This is a genomic window from Streptomyces sp. HPF1205, assembly GCF_020400825.1.
GTDB lineage: Bacteria > Actinomycetota > Actinomycetes > Streptomycetales > Streptomycetaceae > Actinacidiphila.
Genome location: NZ_JAINVH010000017.1, coordinates 17154 through 34073, shown reverse-complemented (window position 1 = coordinate 34073; position 16920 = coordinate 17154). Strand labels below are relative to the sequence as shown.

Annotated in this window: 14 protein-coding genes; 12 read left to right on the top strand and 2 right to left on the bottom strand. The window is 73.2% G+C overall.

Annotated features, from left to right (window positions below):
- Positions 1-13 precede the first annotated feature (13 nt).
- Positions 14-1249, bottom strand: coding sequence for a S8 family serine peptidase (locus K7G61_RS20360; protein ID WP_225848337.1), 1236 nt, complete (start codon positions 1247-1249; stop codon positions 14-16).
- A gap of 103 nt (positions 1250-1352) precedes the next feature.
- Between K7G61_RS20360 and K7G61_RS20355 the strand changes: the two genes are divergently transcribed.
- The 12 genes from K7G61_RS20355 to K7G61_RS20300 all read left to right on the top strand — a co-directional run bounded on the left by K7G61_RS20355 (position 1353) and on the right by K7G61_RS20300 (position 15826).
- Positions 1353-2063, top strand: coding sequence for a TIGR02234 family membrane protein (locus K7G61_RS20355; protein WP_225848336.1), 711 nt, complete (start codon positions 1353-1355; stop codon positions 2061-2063).
- 122 nt (positions 2064-2185) lie between these two features.
- Entirely contained in the window at positions 2186-2446 is a 261-nt protein-coding gene (locus K7G61_RS20350; RefSeq protein WP_225848335.1) for an HGxxPAAW family protein, read from the top strand.
- A gap of 107 nt (positions 2447-2553) precedes the next feature.
- The gene (locus tag K7G61_RS20345) at positions 2554-3012 is read left to right on the top strand and encodes a DUF2752 domain-containing protein (protein WP_374204180.1); all 459 of its coding nucleotides are present in this window, start codon (positions 2554-2556) and stop codon (positions 3010-3012) included.
- Between the two features lie 171 nt (positions 3013-3183).
- Positions 3184-3993, top strand: a complete 810-nt coding sequence (gene trpC, locus K7G61_RS20340; RefSeq protein WP_225848334.1) for an indole-3-glycerol phosphate synthase TrpC — start codon at positions 3184-3186, stop codon at positions 3991-3993.
- A 93-nt stretch (positions 3994-4086) separates the two neighbouring features.
- On the top strand, positions 4087-4230 hold the full coding sequence (trpM, locus tag K7G61_RS20335) for a tryptophan biosynthesis modulator TrpM (protein WP_225848333.1): 144 nt from the start codon (positions 4087-4089) through the stop codon (positions 4228-4230).
- Between the two features lie 69 nt (positions 4231-4299).
- Positions 4300-5586, top strand: coding sequence for a tryptophan synthase subunit beta (gene trpB, locus K7G61_RS20330; protein WP_225848332.1), 1287 nt, complete (start codon positions 4300-4302; stop codon positions 5584-5586).
- On the top strand, positions 5583-6401 hold the full coding sequence (trpA, locus tag K7G61_RS20325) for a tryptophan synthase subunit alpha (protein ID WP_225848331.1): 819 nt from the start codon (positions 5583-5585) through the stop codon (positions 6399-6401). Before trpB ends, trpA begins: the two co-directional genes overlap by 4 nt.
- A gap of 111 nt (positions 6402-6512) precedes the next feature.
- The gene (locus K7G61_RS20320; RefSeq protein WP_225848330.1) at positions 6513-7331 is read left to right on the top strand and encodes a thioredoxin domain-containing protein; all 819 of its coding nucleotides are present in this window, start codon (positions 6513-6515) and stop codon (positions 7329-7331) included.
- A 188-nt stretch (positions 7332-7519) separates the two neighbouring features.
- Positions 7520-8602 carry a prolipoprotein diacylglyceryl transferase gene (gene lgt / locus K7G61_RS20315; protein WP_225848329.1) on the top strand — a complete coding sequence of 361 codons (1083 nt, stop codon included), beginning with the start codon at positions 7520-7522 and terminating at the stop codon, positions 8600-8602.
- A 127-nt stretch (positions 8603-8729) separates the two neighbouring features.
- Positions 8730-9461: a VIT1/CCC1 transporter family protein gene (locus K7G61_RS20310; RefSeq protein ID WP_225848328.1), complete on the top strand. Its 732-nt coding sequence runs from the start codon at positions 8730-8732 to the stop codon at positions 9459-9461.
- Between the two features lie 337 nt (positions 9462-9798).
- Positions 9799-14370, top strand: a complete 4572-nt coding sequence (gltB, locus tag K7G61_RS20305; protein ID WP_225848327.1) for a glutamate synthase large subunit — start codon at positions 9799-9801, stop codon at positions 14368-14370.
- Positions 14363-15826 (top strand): glutamate synthase subunit beta, encoded by a 1464-nt coding sequence (locus K7G61_RS20300; protein ID WP_225848326.1) that lies wholly within the window; start codon positions 14363-14365, stop codon positions 15824-15826. Before gltB ends, K7G61_RS20300 begins: the two co-directional genes overlap by 8 nt.
- 138 nt (positions 15827-15964) lie before the next feature.
- Here K7G61_RS20300 and K7G61_RS20295 read toward each other — a convergent pair whose 3' ends face one another.
- Positions 15965-16891, bottom strand: coding sequence for a hypothetical protein (locus K7G61_RS20295; RefSeq protein WP_225848325.1), 927 nt, complete (start codon positions 16889-16891; stop codon positions 15965-15967).
- Positions 16892-16920: the final 29 nt, after the last annotated feature.

The window sequence follows — 16920 nt, the reverse complement described above, 5'->3', positions numbered from 1 at the left end:
CAGGTCCCCGCGCTCACCCCGCGAACGCGGCCGTGCCGCTGGGGGTGCCCAGGCCGCTCGGGCCGTCGTAGCCGGTCTCGCCCGTGCACAGGTAGGAGCCGCCGCACGACCCGTTCGAGCCGCTCGTCACGTCGTTGAGGGCGTCGGTGCGGGTGTACGGGAAGGAGGCCGGGGACGAACCGGAGGACGGCGTGCCGGCGAGGGCGTAGACGGAGGCGATGATCGGGGCGGAGGCACTGGTCCCGCCGAACACCTCCCAGCCGGTGTCGCTGCCGTACGTGTCGTAGACCGCGACCCCGGTGGAGGGGTCGGCCACGGCCGAGACGTCGGCGACCGTGCGCCGCGAGCAGCCGGGGTCGGCCTGCCAGGACGGCTTCGCGTCGTAGGCGGAGCAGCCGGAACCCGCGCCGTTCCAGACCGTCTCGCTCCAGCCGCGGGCACTGGAGTCCTGCCGCAGCGAGGTGCCGCCGACCGCGGTCACGTAGCGGGAGGCGGCCGGGTACTCCACCCCGTAGCCCGCGTCACCGGAACTGGCGGTGATGGCGACGCCCGGGTGGTCGAAGTAGGCGCTGTCGTACGAGGGGTCGGAGGACGACTCGCTGCCGCCCCAGCTGTTGGAGACGTACTTGGCGCCCAGCGACACCGCGGTGTTGACGGCGGTGCCCAGGCTGCTCATCGAGGACGACCGCGCCTCGACCAGCAGGATGTGGCAGCCCGGGCAGATCGCGCTGACCATGTCGAGGTCGAGGGAGATCTCCTCGGCCCAGCCCGCGTCGGCCCTGGGCAGCGTCGAGGTGCCGTCCTGGCCGACCTTCCGGAAGCAGCCGTTCGCGGTGGTGCAGGCGGGCAGCCCGAAGGTGGAGCGGTACTGGGCCAGGTCGGACTCGGCGTTGGGGTCGTCGTAGGCGTCCACGATCGCGACCGTCGCGCCGTCGCCTCCCGAGTCGGGAAGGGCGTAGGCGTCACGCAGGTCGGCCGGGCCGTAACCGGAAGGGGTGGCGGTCGGATCGACGGCGCCACTCGCGTGGGGGAGGCTGTCCATGCCGCTGGTGACGCGGACCGCTCCGCAGGACATCACCGCCGGGTGACGGCTCTGCACGCAGGAGTGGGAGGTGCCGATGCCGGAGGGCGCGGGCGAGGGGTCGGCGGTCGCGGCGGGGGCGAGGGTGAGGCCGGTGAGGGTCAGGCCCGCGGCCGCGGTCAGGGCGAGTCCGGTGCGGAGGGCCGCAGGGACGAGGGTGGTGCGCAACTACTTCCTCCTGAGGTGGTGGACTTGGGGTACTCGCGCTCTACTTGCCCCGAGTCGGGACCCCCGAGAACGGGCGTTGCGCCGGACAGGCGATAGTGGAGGGGTGAAATCCAACCCGCCCGGCACCGCCGAGGCCCGGCCCGCGCCCGCCGAGGAGCCCGTCACGCCGTCGGCGAACGCCACCCGGACGGCGCATCGCGCCCTCGCCGCCGCATTGGCCGCGGGAGCGCTCGGCGCGGCCCTCGTCCTGGTCGCCGCGGGGAAGACCTGGACGCGGGGGACCGCGCCCTTCGGCGGGGGCGGCACGCCCGTGCACGCCACCGGGACCCAGACCACCGCCCTCGCCGGCGGGTTGGCGCTGGTCGGCCTCGCCTCGCTGGTCGCCGTCTTCGCGGTGCGCCGCCTCGCGCGGTACGCGGTCGCGGCGCTGCTGGCACTGAGCGGGCTCGGCGTCGCGGTGACCGTGCCGGCCCGCCGCGGCGACCACCACGCCCTCGACGACGCGGCCGCGACCGCCACCGGGCTCAGCCGCACCGCCGCCACCCATGTGACGCTCACCGCCTGGCCGTGGGTCGCCACCGCCGGCGGGGTGCTGCTGTTCCTGGCGGGCCTGCTCGCGCTGCGCTACGGCTCGCGCTGGCCGGCCATGTCCAGCCGCTACGACCGCCCCACGGGGCGCGGGGCGGCGGTGCCGGGCGCGCGCCGGCGGCCCGCCGCTGCGAGGAGGGCCCCCGCGCCGGTCGATCCGGACCGGCCCGAGTCGCTCTGGCAGGCGCTGGACCGCGGTGAGGACCCGACGAGCACGGGCGACTGAGCCGGCCCGGCCCGCGCCGCGCGCCCCGACCCCCGTTCACTGCCGGTCCGGCGCACGCGCAACAATAGGGGTGAAGTGGGCGGCGAAGGACGTCCCCGACCGAGCCTCATGAGGGAGCTTTCATGGCGGAGCACCACCACGGACACACCCCCGCCGCCTGGACCGGCGTCATCATCGCCTTCATCGGGTTCATCGTCGCGTGCGGCTTCACGATCGCCGCGATCCCGGCCGGGTTCTGGGCCGGGATCGGCATCATCTTCGTCGGCGCCGCGGCGGGCGGCGTGATGCACCTCATGGGCATGGGCCAGAAGTACGAGCCCGTCTCGATGTCCAAGGACGTCGAGCCGGCCGAGCAGGCGGACCGGGTGCACGCCGGCGCCTGACCCCTCCGGCCGCGGGGCTCGTGCCCCCGGCCGCCCGCTGCCGAGGCGCGGCGCCGCCGGTTCGCCGGCGCGCTGCGCCTTCGCCGTTCCCGGGCCACAATCGACGCGTGGCCTCCCGCGGTGCGCGCGTGCCGGCGGGCCGGCCGGCGCGGGCGCCGGAACCGGCCGGCCCGGTGCGGCGGGTGGCGGTGCCGCTGGGCGTCCTGGCCGCGGTGGCCGGGGCGTTCGCGTATGTCGGCGCCGTCGACCCGAACCGGCCCGGGCACTATCCGCTGTGCCCGCTGCTGTACCTGACGGGCCTGTACTGCCCCGGCTGCGGCGGCCTGCGCGGCGCGTACGCCCTCGCGCACGGCCGGTTCGGGACGGCCCTGAGGTGCAACGCCCTCGCGATGGCCGGATATGTGATGTTCGTCGCGCTGTGGGCGCTGTGGTTCACACGGGCGGCGCGTGGCCGGGACACCACGCCACCGGCGCCGCGGCGGTCGCTGCGCTGGGCGCTGTGGGGCCTGATCGCGGTCTTCACGGTTGTCCGGAACCTGCCCATCGGCTCGGTGCTCGCGCCCTGAGCCGGCGCTCGGCCCAGCCGCCGCCACGCAGGCGTTTGTCCAGGCAGTGGGACCGCGGATCACCGGATGCGGGGAGTCCGCCCGGTCCCGGATACCATCGGGAGAGCCGGTGACGGACATCGCTGGCTTGATCATTTCGCTGCTCGATCCGGCCGGGAGAGGGGTTCTCGCGTGAGTGTGCTCGACGAGATCATCGACGGAGTCCGAGCCGACCTCGCCGAGCGGCAGGACCGGGTCACGCTGGACGAGCTGAAGGAGCGGGCCACCCGGGCGCGCGACGCCAAGGACGGCGTGGCCGCCCTGCGCGGCGACGGCGTCAAGGTCATCTGCGAGGTCAAGCGCTCCAGCCCCTCCAAGGGCGCGCTCGCCGCGATCGCCGATCCGGCCGGGCTCGCCGCGGACTACGAGGCGGGCGGCGCCGCCGCGATCAGCGTCCTGACCGAGCGGCGCAGGTTCGGCGGTTCGCTCGCCGACCTGGAGGCGGTCCGCGCGAAGGTCGACGTGCCCGTGCTGCGCAAGGACTTCATCGTCACCGCCTACCAGCTGTGGGAGGCCCGGGCGCACGGGGCCGACATAGCGCTGCTCATCGTCGCCGCGCTCGACCAGGACGCGCTCGTCTCCCTCGTCGAGCGGGCCGAGTCCATCGGGCTGACCCCGCTGGTCGAGGTGCACGACGAGGAGGAGGTCGAGCGGGCGGTCGACGCCGGCGCCCGGGTGATCGGCGTCAACGCGCGCAACCTCAAGACGCTGGAGGTCGACCGGGGCACCTTCGGCCGGATCGCGCCGCGGATCCCCGACCGCATCGTCAAGGTCGCCGAGTCGGGCGTGCGCGGACCGCACGACCTGATCGCCTACGCGAACGACGGCGCCGACGCGGTCCTGGTCGGCGAGTCGCTGGTCACCGGCAAGGACCCGCGCACGGCCGTCGCGGACCTGGTCGCCGCCGGCGCGCACCCCGCGCTGCGGTTCGGCCGCGACTGAGGGCCGGCCCGCCCGGCCCCGTACCCCGCGAGGTCCCCGTACCGGTCCCCGTACGGTCATGGGCGGCCGGGCACTGCCGGTAGACTCCGGGCCATGTCCATCGCCACCCGCCTCGCCCCCGGCTGCCGGCCGCGCGGGTGCAGGGCGCCCGCGCGCAAGGTGCTGGGCCGCCGGGTGCGGTACGTCATCGGGTGTGAGCCCGGGCAGGTGAACGGCAGGCGATGGCGCCGCGGCTGAGCCGTGTTCCGGCGGCCGAGACCGGCCGCCGTCGTCATCAGCCGTGTTCACACCTGCCAGGGGTATCCCATGCCAGAAAAACCTGACTTCTTCCTGCCCGATCCCGAGGGACTGGTCCCGGACCCGCGCGGTTACTTCGGGGCCTTCGGCGGCAAGTTCATCCCGGAGGCGCTGGTCGCCGCCGTGGACGAGGTGGCCGCCGAGTACGAGAAGGCCAAGGCCGACCCGGCGTTCGCCGCCGAACTCGGCGAACTCATGGTCCACTACACGGGCCGGCCGAGCGCGCTCACCGAGGTGCCGCGGTTCGCCGAGCACGCGGGCGGCGCCCGGGTGTTCCTCAAGCGCGAGGACCTCAACCACACCGGCTCGCACAAGATCAACAACGTGCTGGGCCAGGCCCTGCTGACCAAGCGGATGGGCAAGACCCGGGTCATCGCCGAGACCGGCGCCGGCCAGCACGGGGTGGCGACCGCCACGGCCTGCGCGCTGTTCGGCCTGGAGTGCGTGATCTACATGGGCGAGGTCGACACCCGTCGCCAGGCGCTCAACGTGGCCAGGATGCGGATGCTCGGCGCCGAGGTGGTCGCCGTGAAGTCCGGCAGCCGCACCCTGAAGGACGCCATCAACGAGGCGTTCCGCGACTGGGTCGCCAACGTCGACCGCACCCACTACCTGTTCGGCACCGTCGCGGGACCGCACCCGTTCCCCGCCCTCGTGCGCGACTTCCACCGGGTGATCGGCGTCGAGGCGCGCCGGCAGGTGCTGGAGCGCGCCGGACGGCTGCCGGACGCCGCCGTTGCCTGCGTCGGCGGCGGATCCAACGCGATGGGCCTGTTCCACGCCTTCCTGCCGGACGCCGGCGTCCGCCTGATCGGCTGCGAGCCGGCCGGGCACGGCCTGTCCACCGGCGAGCACGCGGCGACCCTCACCACCGGCGAGCCCGGCATCCTGCACGGCTCGCGCTCCTACGTCCTGCAGGACGACGAGGGCCAGATCACCGAGCCCTACTCGATCTCGGCCGGCCTGGACTACCCGGGCGTCGGCCCCGAGCACGCCTACCTCAAGGACTCCGGGCGGGCCGAGTACCGCGCGGTCACCGACGACGCGGCGATGCAGGCACTGCGCCTGCTGTCGCAGACCGAGGGCATCATCCCGGCCATCGAGAGCGCGCACGCCCTGGCCGGCGCGCTGGAGATCGGCCGCGAGCTGGGCCCGGACGCCGTTCTCCTGGTCAACCTCTCCGGACGCGGCGACAAGGACATGGACACCGCGGCCCGGTACTTCGGGCTGTACGACGCGACGGAGACGGTGACCGAGGGCCACGAGCCGGCGGCGGAAGCGGGGGCGGAGCGATGAGCGGCAACATCACCCTTCTGGACGAGGCGCTGGCGGCGGCCAAGGCCGAGGGCCGGGCCGCCCTGGTGGCCTACCTGCCGGCCGGGTTCCCGACCGTGGACGGCGGCATCGAGGCGGTCAAGGCGGCCTTCGAGGGCGGCGCCGACATCGTCGAGGTGGGGCTGCCGCACAGCGACCCCGTCCTGGACGGGCCGGTCATCCAGACCGCGGACGACATCGCGCTGAAGAACGGCGTCCGCATCGCCGACGTGCTGCGCACGGTCCGCGAGGCGCACGCCGCCACGGGCCGGCCGGTGCTGGTCATGACGTACTGGAACCCGGTGGACCGCTACGGCGCCGAGCGCTTCGCGGCGGAGCTGGCGGAGGCCGGCGGCGCGGGCTGCATCCTGCCCGACCTGCCGGTCGAGGAGTCCGAGGGCTGGCGGAAGGCGGCGGGGGAGCACGGTCTGGCCACCGTGTTCGTCGTCGCGCCCTCCAGCCGGGACGAGCGGCTGGCCGTCATCACCGCGGCCGGCTCGGGCTTCGTCTACGCGGCCTCCCTGATGGGCGTCACCGGCACCCGTGAAAGCGTCGGGCACCAGGCCGCCGACCTGGTGCGCCGCACCCGCGCGACCACCGACCTGCCGGTGTGCGTGGGCCTGGGCGTGTCCAACGCCGAGCAGGCCGCCGAGGTCGCGTCGTTCGCCGACGGCGTCATCGTCGGCTCCGCCTTCGTCAAGCGCCTCCTGGAGCACGAGGGCGACCTCGCGGGCGGTCTGGCGGCGGTACGGGAACTGGCCGGCGAGCTCGCGCGGGGCGTACGCAAAACCGGCTGAGCGGCGCCCGCGGGACCCCGTGTCACCGCCGCGGGTGGATCGGGTCACCCGCGTGGGCGAAAAACGGTGCGGGGCGGCGTCGGGCGCCGCCCCGCACCGTTGATCACGGGTGTGAGCCACAAGAACCGTGACCAGAAGCGCAGCGCCCGTGAGGCCCTGCGGCAGCAGCGTGAGCAGGAGAAGGCGCGGGAGAAGCGGAAGCGGACCCTGGTGGTCGCGGGCGCGGTGGTGGTCGTGCTGGCGGTCGCCGCCGGGATCGGGGTGGCCGTCGCCAACCACGGCAGCGGCGGCAGCGGCTCGGCCGCCGGGCCCACGCCGTCGCCCACGGGCGCCACCGGGAAGAACAACCTCGTCATCCCGGTCGGCGCTGCGGACGCCCCCTCGGTGCTGACGATCTACGAGGACTTCCGCTGCCCGGCCTGCGACGCCTTCGAGAAGCAGTTCACGCCGACGATCCACGCCCTGGAGGGCGCCGGGAAGATCCGCACCGAGTACCACCTGGTGACCCTCATCGACGGCAACCTCGGCGGCTCCGGCTCGCTGACCGCGGGAAACGCGGCGGCCTGCGCCCAGGACCAGGGCAGGTTCCGTCCGTACCACGACGTGCTCTACGCCAACCAGCCCGACGAGCAGGACGACAAGTTCGCCGACACCGCCACCCTGCTGCGGCTGGCCGGGAAGGTGCCGGGCCTGACCACCAGCGCCTTCACCGCCTGCGTCAACGACGGCACGTACAAGAACTGGATGCGCAAGTCCAACAGCGACTTCAACGCTTCGGGCTTCAACTCCACCCCCACCATCCTGCTCAACGGCAAGAACATCTTCACCAGCGGCGGCACGCCCCTCACCCCGGCCTCGCTCACCGCGATGGTCGACGCGGCGAACAAGGGCAAGCCGCTGGGAAAGGTGACCGCGACCCCCACGCCGTGAGCGGCCCGCGCCCGGTCGCGGCGGGGAGCACCGCCGGGGCCGCCGGGGCCGCCGGGCCGTCGTGGCAAAGGCCACCGCGGGCCGCCCGGATCCGGCCCGGGCACCGCCGGCCGGGGCGGGACGTTATGCAGACGTAGCCGTGCGGATTGCCGCGCGGCCCGCCCGGCACGGTAGCGTCGGTCATTGCCATGGATCTCGCATACATCCCCAGCCCCTCGCACGGGGTCGTCCACCTCGGACCGATCCCGCTGCGCGGCTACGCGTTCTGCATCATCATCGGCGTCTTCATCGCCGTCTGGTACGGCAACAAGCGCTGGGTCGCCCGCGGCGGCACAGCGGGCACCGTCGCGGACATCGCCGTGTGGGCGGTTCCGTTCGGCCTGGTCGGTGGCCGGCTCTACCACGTCATCACCGACTACGAGCTGTACTTCACCGACGGCAAGGACTGGGTCGGCGCCTTCAAGATCTGGCAGGGCGGGCTGGGGATCTGGGGCGCCATCGCGCTGGGCGCGGTCGGCGCGTGGATCGGCTGCCGCCGCCGCGGCATCGCGCTGCCCGCGTACGCCGACGCCATCGCGCCGGGCATCGCCTTCGCCCAGGCCGTCGGCCGCTGGGGCAACTGGTTCAACCAGGAGCTGTACGGGCGGCCGACCACCCTGCCGTGGGGGCTGAAGATCGACGCCGCCCACCGGCCGGACGCCACGCCGGACGCGGCCACGTACCACCCGACGTTCCTGTACGAGTCGCTGTGGTGCGTCGGGGTGGCGCTGCTGGTGATCTGGGCCGACCGCCGGTTCAGGCTGGGGCACGGCCGGGCCTTCGCGCTCTACGTGGCCGCGTACACCGTCGGCCGGTTCTGGATCGAGCACATGCGGGTGGACTACGCCCACCGGATCCTCGGCATGCGGCTCAACGACTGGACGGCGATCCTCGTCTTCGCCGCGGCCGTGCTGTACCTGGTGCTGTCCGCCCGGCTGCGCCCCGGCCGCGAGGAGAACGTCGAGCCGGTCCCGGCCGGAGCGCCGGCGGCAGCGGCCGACGGCGGGACGGGCACGGACGCCGAGACCGTCGAGACCGGTGGGAAGAACGGCGGGACCGGCGCGGACGGCGGGAGCGGCGAGGCGGCCGCGTCCGGCGAGCCGTCCCCGGCCGGGACGGCCCCGGCAGTCGCGTCCGGCGGGCGGTCCGGCACCGGATCCGGGGACGCGGCGGCCGCCGAGATGTCCGAAAAGGACCAGGAAGCGGCTTCCAAAGCGTCCTCCGAAAGCTAGCCTAACCTTTGTTTTCGCAGGTCAGGGCAGCCTTTCCTAGCTGGCGGCGGCAAGGAATCCCGCGTACCGTCAAAGCGTTCCAACAACGCGCGGGTGGTGTGTCGCCGCCTGGGGAGGGGTGATTCGTATGGCCACGGCCGTTGAGCAGGCGGTGCCGTCGCCGTACAGCGACCCCCAGCACACCCACCGGGACGTCACCGGCGGCTGGCTGCGACCCGCGGTCTTCGGGGCCATGGACGGCCTGGTGTCGAACCTCGCGCTCATGACCGGGGTGGCCGGCGGCGACGTGAGCTCCCGCACCGTCGTGGTCACCGGCCTCGCGGGCCTCGCGGCCGGCGCGTTCTCCATGGCGGCCGGCGAGTACACCTCCGTGGCCTCCCAGCGCGAGCTGGTCGAGGCGGAGCTGGACATCGAGCGGCTGGAGCTGCGCCGCAACCCCGAGGCCGAGGTGCGCGAGCTGGCCGAGCTGTACGTGGCGCGCGGTGTGCAGCCGGAGCTGGCCCACGAGGTGGCCCGGCAGCTTTCCGCCGATCCCGAGCAGGCGCTGGAGATCCACGCCCGCGAGGAACTCGGCGTGGATCCCACCGACCTGCCCTCGCCGCTGGTCGCCGCCGGCTCCTCCTTCGTGTCGTTCGCCCTGGGCGCGCTGCTGCCGGTGCTGCCGTACCTGCTGGGCGCCGACGCGCTGTGGCCCGCGGTGACACTGGCGCTGATCGGGCTGTTCGGCTGCGGCGCCGCAGTGGCGCGCGTCACCGCCCGGTCCTGGTGGTACAGCGGGCTGCGGCAGCTCCTTTTGGGCGGGGCCGCCGGTGGCGTTACCTTCGTACTGGGCGCGTTCATCGGCACCGCCGTCGGCTGAGCCGGCGGGCCGGCCGAGAGCGACGCCCACCGGGTCACAAGCCCTCGTTTCCTTCTCGTTTCAGCTCCCGTCGCACGGGGCATCACTTCACGGCGCGTCGGCAATGCAGCCGAAAAGCGCACAGCGCCGGATCATCTACCCACCCCCGTAGAGCGACGCTGGCCTGATCTGTTCGTTCCACCCCTCGTAAAGTCCACATGCTGGAATCGAGTATCCGCTTCTCGAACACTCGGCCATCATGTAACCTGCACGAAATCGCAGAGGGCCAACGTCGTCCCTGTTGCGCATGCCCATGACGGGCAATGCATACCAGCCAAATGACGACGACGGGAGAGCCATGCGTTCGCGTTCCGCGTTCATGGACGGGCGCCCCGCCCCGCAGGGGATGTACGACCCCCGCAACGAGCACGACGCGTGCGGCGTCGGTTTTGTGGCCACCCTCAGCGGCGAGGCGAGCCATGAGCTCGTGGAGCGGGCGCTCACCGTGCTGCGCAACCTGGAGCACCGCGGTGCCACCGGCGCCGACCCCGACACGGGCGACGGCGCGGGCATCCTGCTCCAGATCCCGGACGCCTTCCTGCGCCAGGCGGTGGCCTTCGACCTGCCGCCCGCCGGGCACTACGCGGCCGGCATCGCCTTCCTGCCGGTCGAGCAGGAGGACCGTGCCAAGGCCGTCGACGCCATCGAGCGGATCGCCGCCGAGGAGGGCCTGACCGTCCTCGGCTGGCGCGAGGTCCCGGTCGGCCCCGACGTGCTGGGCACCACCTCGCGCTCCACCATGCCGTACTTCTCCCAGCTCTTCGTGGCCGACGGCGACGCGGACGCCTCCCGGGCCGAGGGCTCCGCGGCACGGTCCGGCATCGCCCTGGACCGGCCCGCCTTCATCCTGCGCAAGCGCGCCGAGCGCGAGGCCGACGTGTACTTCCCGTCGCTGTCCGCGCGCACGATCGTCTACAAGGGCATGCTGACCACCGGCCAGCTCGAACCGTTCTTCCCGGACCTGTCCGACCCGGCCTTCGCCACCGCCATCGCGCTGGTGCACTCGCGCTTCTCCACCAACACCTTCCCGAGCTGGCCGCTCGCCCACCCGTACCGCTTCGTCGCGCACAACGGCGAGATCAACACCGTCAAGGGCAACCGCAACTGGATGCGGGCCCGCGAGTCCCAGCTCGCCAGCGAACTGTTCACCGGGGACCTGGAGCGGATCTTCCCCGTCTGCACCCCCGGCGCGTCCGACACCGCCTCCTTCGACGAGGTGCTGGAACTGCTGCACCTCGGCGGCCGCTCGCTGCCGCACAGCGTGCTGATGATGATCCCCGAGGCGTGGGAGAACCACGAGCAGATGGACCCCGCGCGGCGGGCGTTCTACCGCTACCACTCCACGCTGATGGAGCCCTGGGACGGCCCGGCCTGCGTCACCTTCACCGACGGCTCGGTGGTCGGCGCGGTCCTGGACCGCAACGGCCTGCGCCCGGGCCGCTACTGGGTCACCGACGACGGCCTGGTCGTGCTCGCCTCCGAGTCCGGCGTGCTGGACATCGCCCCCCAGAAGGTCGTCCGCAAGGGCCGCCTGCAGCCCGGCCGGATGTTCCTGGTCGACACCGTCTCCCACCGCATCGTCGAGGACGACGAGATCAAGGCCGAGATGGCCGCCCAGCACCCGTACGCGGACTGGCTGGACGCCGGCCTGATCAACCTGGCCGACCTGCCCGAGCGCGAGCACATCGTGCACACCCACGCCTCCGTCACCCGCCGCCAGCAGACCTTCGGCTACACCGAGGAGGAGCTGCGGGTCATCCTCGCCCCCATGGCCAGGGCCGGCGCGGAGCCGATCGGCTCGATGGGCACCGACTCGCCGATCGCCGCGCTGTCCGACCGCCCCCGGCTGCTGTTCGACTACTTCACCCAGCTCTTCGCCCAGGTCACCAACCCGCCGCTGGACGCCATCCGCGAGGAACTGGTCACCTCGCTGATCTCCACCATCGGCCCGTCCGGCAACCTGCTGGAGCCCAGCCCCGCGTCCTGCCGCAACATCACCCTGCCCTTCCCGGTGATCGACAACGACGAGCTGGCCAAGCTCATCCACATCAACGCCGACGGCGACCTGCCGGGCCTGAAGGCCACCACCCTGTCCGGCCTGTACCGGGTGACCGGCGGCGGCGCCGCGCTGGCCGCACGCCTGGCCGAGATCTGCGCCGAGGCCGACGCCGCCATAGAGGCCGGCGCCCGACTGATCGTGCTGTCCGACCGGCACTCCGACGCCGAGCACGCGCCGATCCCGTCGCTGCTGCTGACCTCCGCCGTCCACCACCACCTCATCCGCACCAAGCAGCGCACCCAGGTGGGCCTGCTGGTCGAGGCCGGCGACGTGCGCGAGGTGCACCACGTGGCGCTGCTCATCGGCTACGGCGCCGCGGCCGTCAATCCCTACCTCGCCATGGAGTCCGTCGAGGACCTGGTGCGGGCCGGCACCTTCCTGCAGGGCGTCGACGCCGAGACCGCCATCCGCAACCTGATCAAGGCGCTCGGCAAGGGCGTGCTCAAGGTCATGTCGAAGATGGGCATCTCCACCGTGGCCTCCTACCGCGGCGCCCAGGTCTTCGAGGCCATCGGCCTGGACAGCGACTTCGTCGACACCTACTTCCACCTCACCGACTCCAAGATCGGCGGGGCGGGCATCGACGTCATCGCCCGCGAGGTCGCCCAGCGGCACGCCAAGGCGTACCCGCTGTCCGGCATCCCCGCCGCGCACCGCCGGCTGGAGATCGGCGGCGAGTACCAGTGGCGCCGCGAGGGCGAGCCGCACCTGTTCGACCCCGAGACCGTCTTCCGGCTGCAGCACGCCACCCGCACCCGGCGCTACGACATCTTCAAGCAGTACACGGGCCGGGTGAACGAGCAGTCCGAGCGGCTGATGACGCTGCGCGGCCTGTTCGGCCTGAAGTCCGACCGCCCGGCGGTCCCGCTGGAGGAGGTCGAGCCGGTCGGCGAGATCGTCAAGCGGTTCTCCACCGGCGCCATGTCGTACGGCTCCATCTCCCGCGAGGCGCACGAGACGCTGGCCATCGCGATGAACCAGCTCGGCGCCAAGTCCAACACCGGCGAGGGCGGCGAGGACCCCGAGCGGCTCTACGACCCGGCCCGGCGCAGCGCCATCAAGCAGGTCGCCTCCGGCCGCTTCGGCGTCACCTCGGAGTACCTGGTCAACGCCGACGACATCCAGATCAAGATGGCGCAGGGCGCCAAGCCCGGCGAGGGCGGCCAGCTCCCCGGCCACAAGGTCTACCCGTGGGTGGCCGGCACCCGGCACTCCACCCCCGGCGTCGGCCTGATCTCCCCGCCGCCGCACCACGACATCTACTCCATCGAGGACCTCGCCCAGCTCATCCACGACCTGAAGAACGCCAACCCCCGGGCCCGCATCCACGTCAAGCTCGTCTCCGAGGTCGGCGTCGGCACGGTCGCCGCGGGCGTGTCCAAGGCGCACGCGGACGTGGTGCTGATCTCCGGCCACGACGGCGGCACCGGCGCCTCCCCGCTGACCTCGCTCAAGCACGCCGGCGGCCCCTGGGAGCTGGGCCTGGCCGAGACCCAGCAGACCCTGCTGCTCAACGGGCTGCGCGACCGGATCGTCGTGCAGACCGACGGGCAGCTCAAGACCGGCCGTGACGTCGTCATCGCCGCGCTGCTCGGCGCCGAGGAGTTCGGCTTCGCGACCGCGCCGCTGGTCGTGTCCGGCTGCGTCATGATGCGGGTGTGCCACCTGGACACCTGCCCGGTCGGCGTGGCCACCCAGAACCCCGTCCTGCGGGACCGCTTCACCGGCAAGCCCGAGTTCGTCGTCAACTTCTTCGAGTTCATCGCCGAGGAGGTCCGCGAACTGCTCGCCGAGCTCGGCTTCCGCTCCATCGACGAGGCCGTCGGCCACGCCGAGGTCATCGACGCCGGACGCGCCATCGACCACTGGAAGGCCCAGGGGCTGGACCTCGCGCCGCTGCTGTACGTGCCCGAACTGCCCGAGGGCGCCGCCCGGCACCGCACCACCGGCCAGGACCACGCCCTGGACAAGGCCCTGGACAACGAGCTGATCCGGCTCGCCGCCGAGGCCCTGGAATCCGGCGCCCCGGTCCGCGCCCAGGTGCCGATCCGCAACGTCAACCGCACGGTCGGCACCATGCTCGGCCACGAGGTGACCAAGAAGTACGGCGGCGCCGGCCTGCCCGACGACACCATCGACATCACCTTCACCGGTTCCGCCGGCCAGTCCTTCGGCGCCTTCCTGCCCAGGGGCGTCACGCTGCGGCTGGAGGGCGACGCCAACGACTACGTCGGCAAGGGCCTGTCCGGCGGCCGGGTCGTCGTCCGGCCGGACCGGGCCGCCGACCACCTCGCCGAGCAGTCCACCATCGCCGGCAACACGATCGCCTACGGGGCCACCGGCGGCGAGCTGTTCCTGCGCGGCCGCACCGGTGAGCGGTTCTGCGTCCGCAACTCGGGGGCCACCGTCGTCGCCGAGGGCGTCGGCGACCACGGCTGCGAGTACATGACCGGCGGCCGGGCGGTCGTCCTGGGCGCCACCGGCCGCAACTTCGCGGCCGGCATGTCCGGCGGCATCGCCTACGTCCTCGACCTCGACCCCGCGAACGTCAACACCGGCATGGTCGGCGTCGAGGCGCTGGACGCCGACGACATCACGTGGCTGCACGACGTGGTGCGCCGCCACTTCGAGGAGACCGGCTCCACCGTCGCCGAGCGGCTGCTCGCCGACTGGGGCGCCGCCCTCACCCGCTTCGGCAAGATCATGCCGAGGGACTACAAGGCAGTGCTCGCCGCCAAGTACGCCGCCGAGCAGGCCGGGCTCTCGGAGTCCGAGACCACCGCGAAGATGATGGAGGCGGCAAATGGCTGACCCCAAGGGCTTCCTCACCACCCCCCGCGTCGCGGCGCCGACGCGCCCGGTCGAGGAGCGCAGGCAGGACTGGAACGAGGTCTACGTCCCCGGCGGCCTCCTGCCGATCATCAGCAAGCAGGCCGGCCGCTGCATGGACTGCGGCATCCCGTTCTGCCACAACGGCTGCCCGCTGGGCAACCTCATCCCCGAGTGGAACGACTACGCCTACCGCGAGGACTGGAAGGCCGCCTCCGAGCGGCTGCACGCCACCAACAACTTCCCGGAGTTCACCGGGCGGCTGTGCCCGGCGCCGTGCGAGTCCGCGTGCGTGCTCGGCATCAACCAGCCCCCCGTGACCATCAAGAACGTCGAGGTCACGATCATCGACAAGGCGTGGGACAGCGGTGACGTCACCCCGCAGCCGCCCGAGCGGCTGTCCGGCAAGACCGTCGCCGTGATCGGCTCGGGCCCGGCGGGCCTGGCCGCCGCCCAGCAGCTCACCCGCGCCGGGCACACCGTAGCCGTCTACGAGCGCGCCGACCGCATCGGCGGGCTGCTGCGCTACGGCATCCCCGAGTTCAAGATGGAGAAGCGGCACATCAACCGCCGCATCGAGCAGATGCGCGCGGAGGGCACCAAGTTCCGCACCGGCGTGCAGATCGGCACCGACCTCGACGCGGCCGCGCTCCTCAAGCGCTACGACGCGGTGGTCGTGGCGGCCGGCGCCACCCAGTGGCGGGACCTGCCGGTCGAGGGCCGCGACCTCAAGGGCGTCTACCAGGCCATGGAGTACCTCCCGCTGGCCAACAAGGTGCAGGAGGGCGACTTCGTCGCGCCGCCCGTCACCGCGGAGGGCAAGCACGTGGTCGTCATCGGCGGCGGCGACACCGGCGCGGACTGCGTGGGCACCGCCCACCGCCAGGGCGCGCTGTCGGTCACCCAGCTGGAGATCATGCCGCGCCCGTCCGACGAGCGCCCTGACCACCAGCCCTGGCCCACCATGCCTGCGGTGTACAAGGTCACCTCCGCCCACGAGGAAGGCGGCGAGCGGGTCTACGCCGTCAACACCGTCCGCTTCACCGGCGACGAGGACGGCAACGTCCGCGAACTGCACCTGGTCGAGGTCGTCCTCGAAGGCGGCCGCTTCGTCCCCAAGGAGGGCACCGAGCGCGTCATCCCCGCCGACCTGGTCACCCTCGCCATGGGCTTCACCGGCACCGACCAGTCCAACGGCCTGGTCGAGCAGCTCGGCCTCGCCCTCGACGCGCGCGGCAACATCGCCCGCGACGCGGCCTTCGCCACGAACGTCCCCGGCGTCTTCGTCGCCGGCGACGCCGGCCGCGGCCAGTCGCTGATCGTCTGGGCCATCGCCGAGGGCCGCTCGGCCGCCCGCGCGGTCGACGAGTACCTCACGGGAGTGCCCTCGGCCCTCCCGGCCCCCATCCGCCCGACCGACCGCCCCCTGGCCGTCTGACCGGGCCCCCGCTGTCCCGCACAACGGAGTGCGGTACGTGGTAACACCGCGGCGCCCGCCTTATCCCCGACCACGGAAGGCGGGCGCCGCGCCATGTCCGGCCGCCGTGTCCGCCCGCCCGCTCCCTTCGCCGGGCGGCTACGTGTCGCACTCCAGCGTCGTGAAGCACACACCGCACCGGGCCCGCACCCGGCCGCGCACCGGCAGCCGCAGGCGCTGGAAGCAGACCGGGCAGGGGAAGGAGACCCGCAACCCCCGCTCCGGCGACCCGTCGAAGGCATAGTGCGGGCCGGAGGCCGTCGCGCGGCGGTCGCGGGCATAGCGGCGGCGGGCGGCCCAGCCCGCGTCGGCCAGCGGCGGAACCCGCAGGTCGAGACGGGCCCGCTCCAGCCCGGCGCGGTAGGCGTCGCGCGCCTGGGCACTGCGGAACCACGGCTCGATGTCGTCGCCGAACGCCAGCGCCCGCTTGGCCAGCACGTACCCGAACTCCTCCGGGGTGAGGTAGCCGAGCTTGTAGGCCGACATCGTCAGCCGCTCCCCGCGGATCGCGGCCTCCTCCCGGTAGGCGTCCAGCAGCAGCCAGCCCGAGCCGAGGTACGCGGCGGCCGTGTCGGTGAGGATCTCGTTGGCGCGGGTACCGGGGAACTCCAGGCCGAGGCGGTGCAGATAGACGTGCATCACCTCGTGGGCGAGGGCCGCGCCGACGTCCCTGCGGTCGGTACGGAACCTGGAGTGCAACTCGACGAAGTACTCCGGCCCCGCCGCCAGTTCGACGTTCCCCGCGTGCACCATGTCCCGGAAGCCGATCACCATCCGCGCGTCCGGCAGCCGCAGGTGCTGCACCATCACCCGCGCCACCCGCTGGGCGCCCAGGTACAGGTCCTCGCCGGCCGGGAAGTCCACCAGCTCCGGACGGACACTCGCGGCGAACCGCGCCACCCCGTCCGCGGACAACCGCCGGTACAGCGCCGTGAGCGCCGCCCGCACGGTGTCGATGTGCGGGAAACCGTGCACGATCGGCCCGCCCCCGGCCGCCTGCGCACCGGACCCGGCCGGCTCGGCCATGGACACCTCCCCACACCTCCCCGGCCTTC

What these genes read in the sequence shown, in the direction of transcription:
- K7G61_RS20300 (WP_225848326.1), top strand. Translation starts at nt 14,363, where the DNA reads ATGGCTGACCCCAAGGGCTTCCTCACCACCCCCCGCGTCGCGGCGCCG.
- trpA (WP_225848331.1), top strand. Translation starts at nt 5,583, where the DNA reads ATGAGCGGCAACATCACCCTTCTGGACGAGGCGCTGGCGGCGGCCAAG.
- trpM (WP_225848333.1), top strand. Translation starts at nt 4,087, where the DNA reads ATGTCCATCGCCACCCGCCTCGCCCCCGGCTGCCGGCCGCGCGGGTGC.
- K7G61_RS20350 (WP_225848335.1), top strand. Translation starts at nt 2,186, where the DNA reads ATGGCGGAGCACCACCACGGACACACCCCCGCCGCCTGGACCGGCGTC.
- lgt (WP_225848329.1), top strand. Translation starts at nt 7,520, where the DNA reads ATGGATCTCGCATACATCCCCAGCCCCTCGCACGGGGTCGTCCACCTC.
- K7G61_RS20295 (WP_225848325.1), bottom strand. Translation starts at nt 16,891, where the DNA reads ATGGCCGAGCCGGCCGGGTCCGGTGCGCAGGCGGCCGGGGGCGGGCCG.
- gltB (WP_225848327.1), top strand. Translation starts at nt 9,799, where the DNA reads ATGCGTTCGCGTTCCGCGTTCATGGACGGGCGCCCCGCCCCGCAGGGG.
- trpB (WP_225848332.1), top strand. Translation starts at nt 4,300, where the DNA reads ATGCCAGAAAAACCTGACTTCTTCCTGCCCGATCCCGAGGGACTGGTC.
- K7G61_RS20310 (WP_225848328.1), top strand. Translation starts at nt 8,730, where the DNA reads ATGGCCACGGCCGTTGAGCAGGCGGTGCCGTCGCCGTACAGCGACCCC.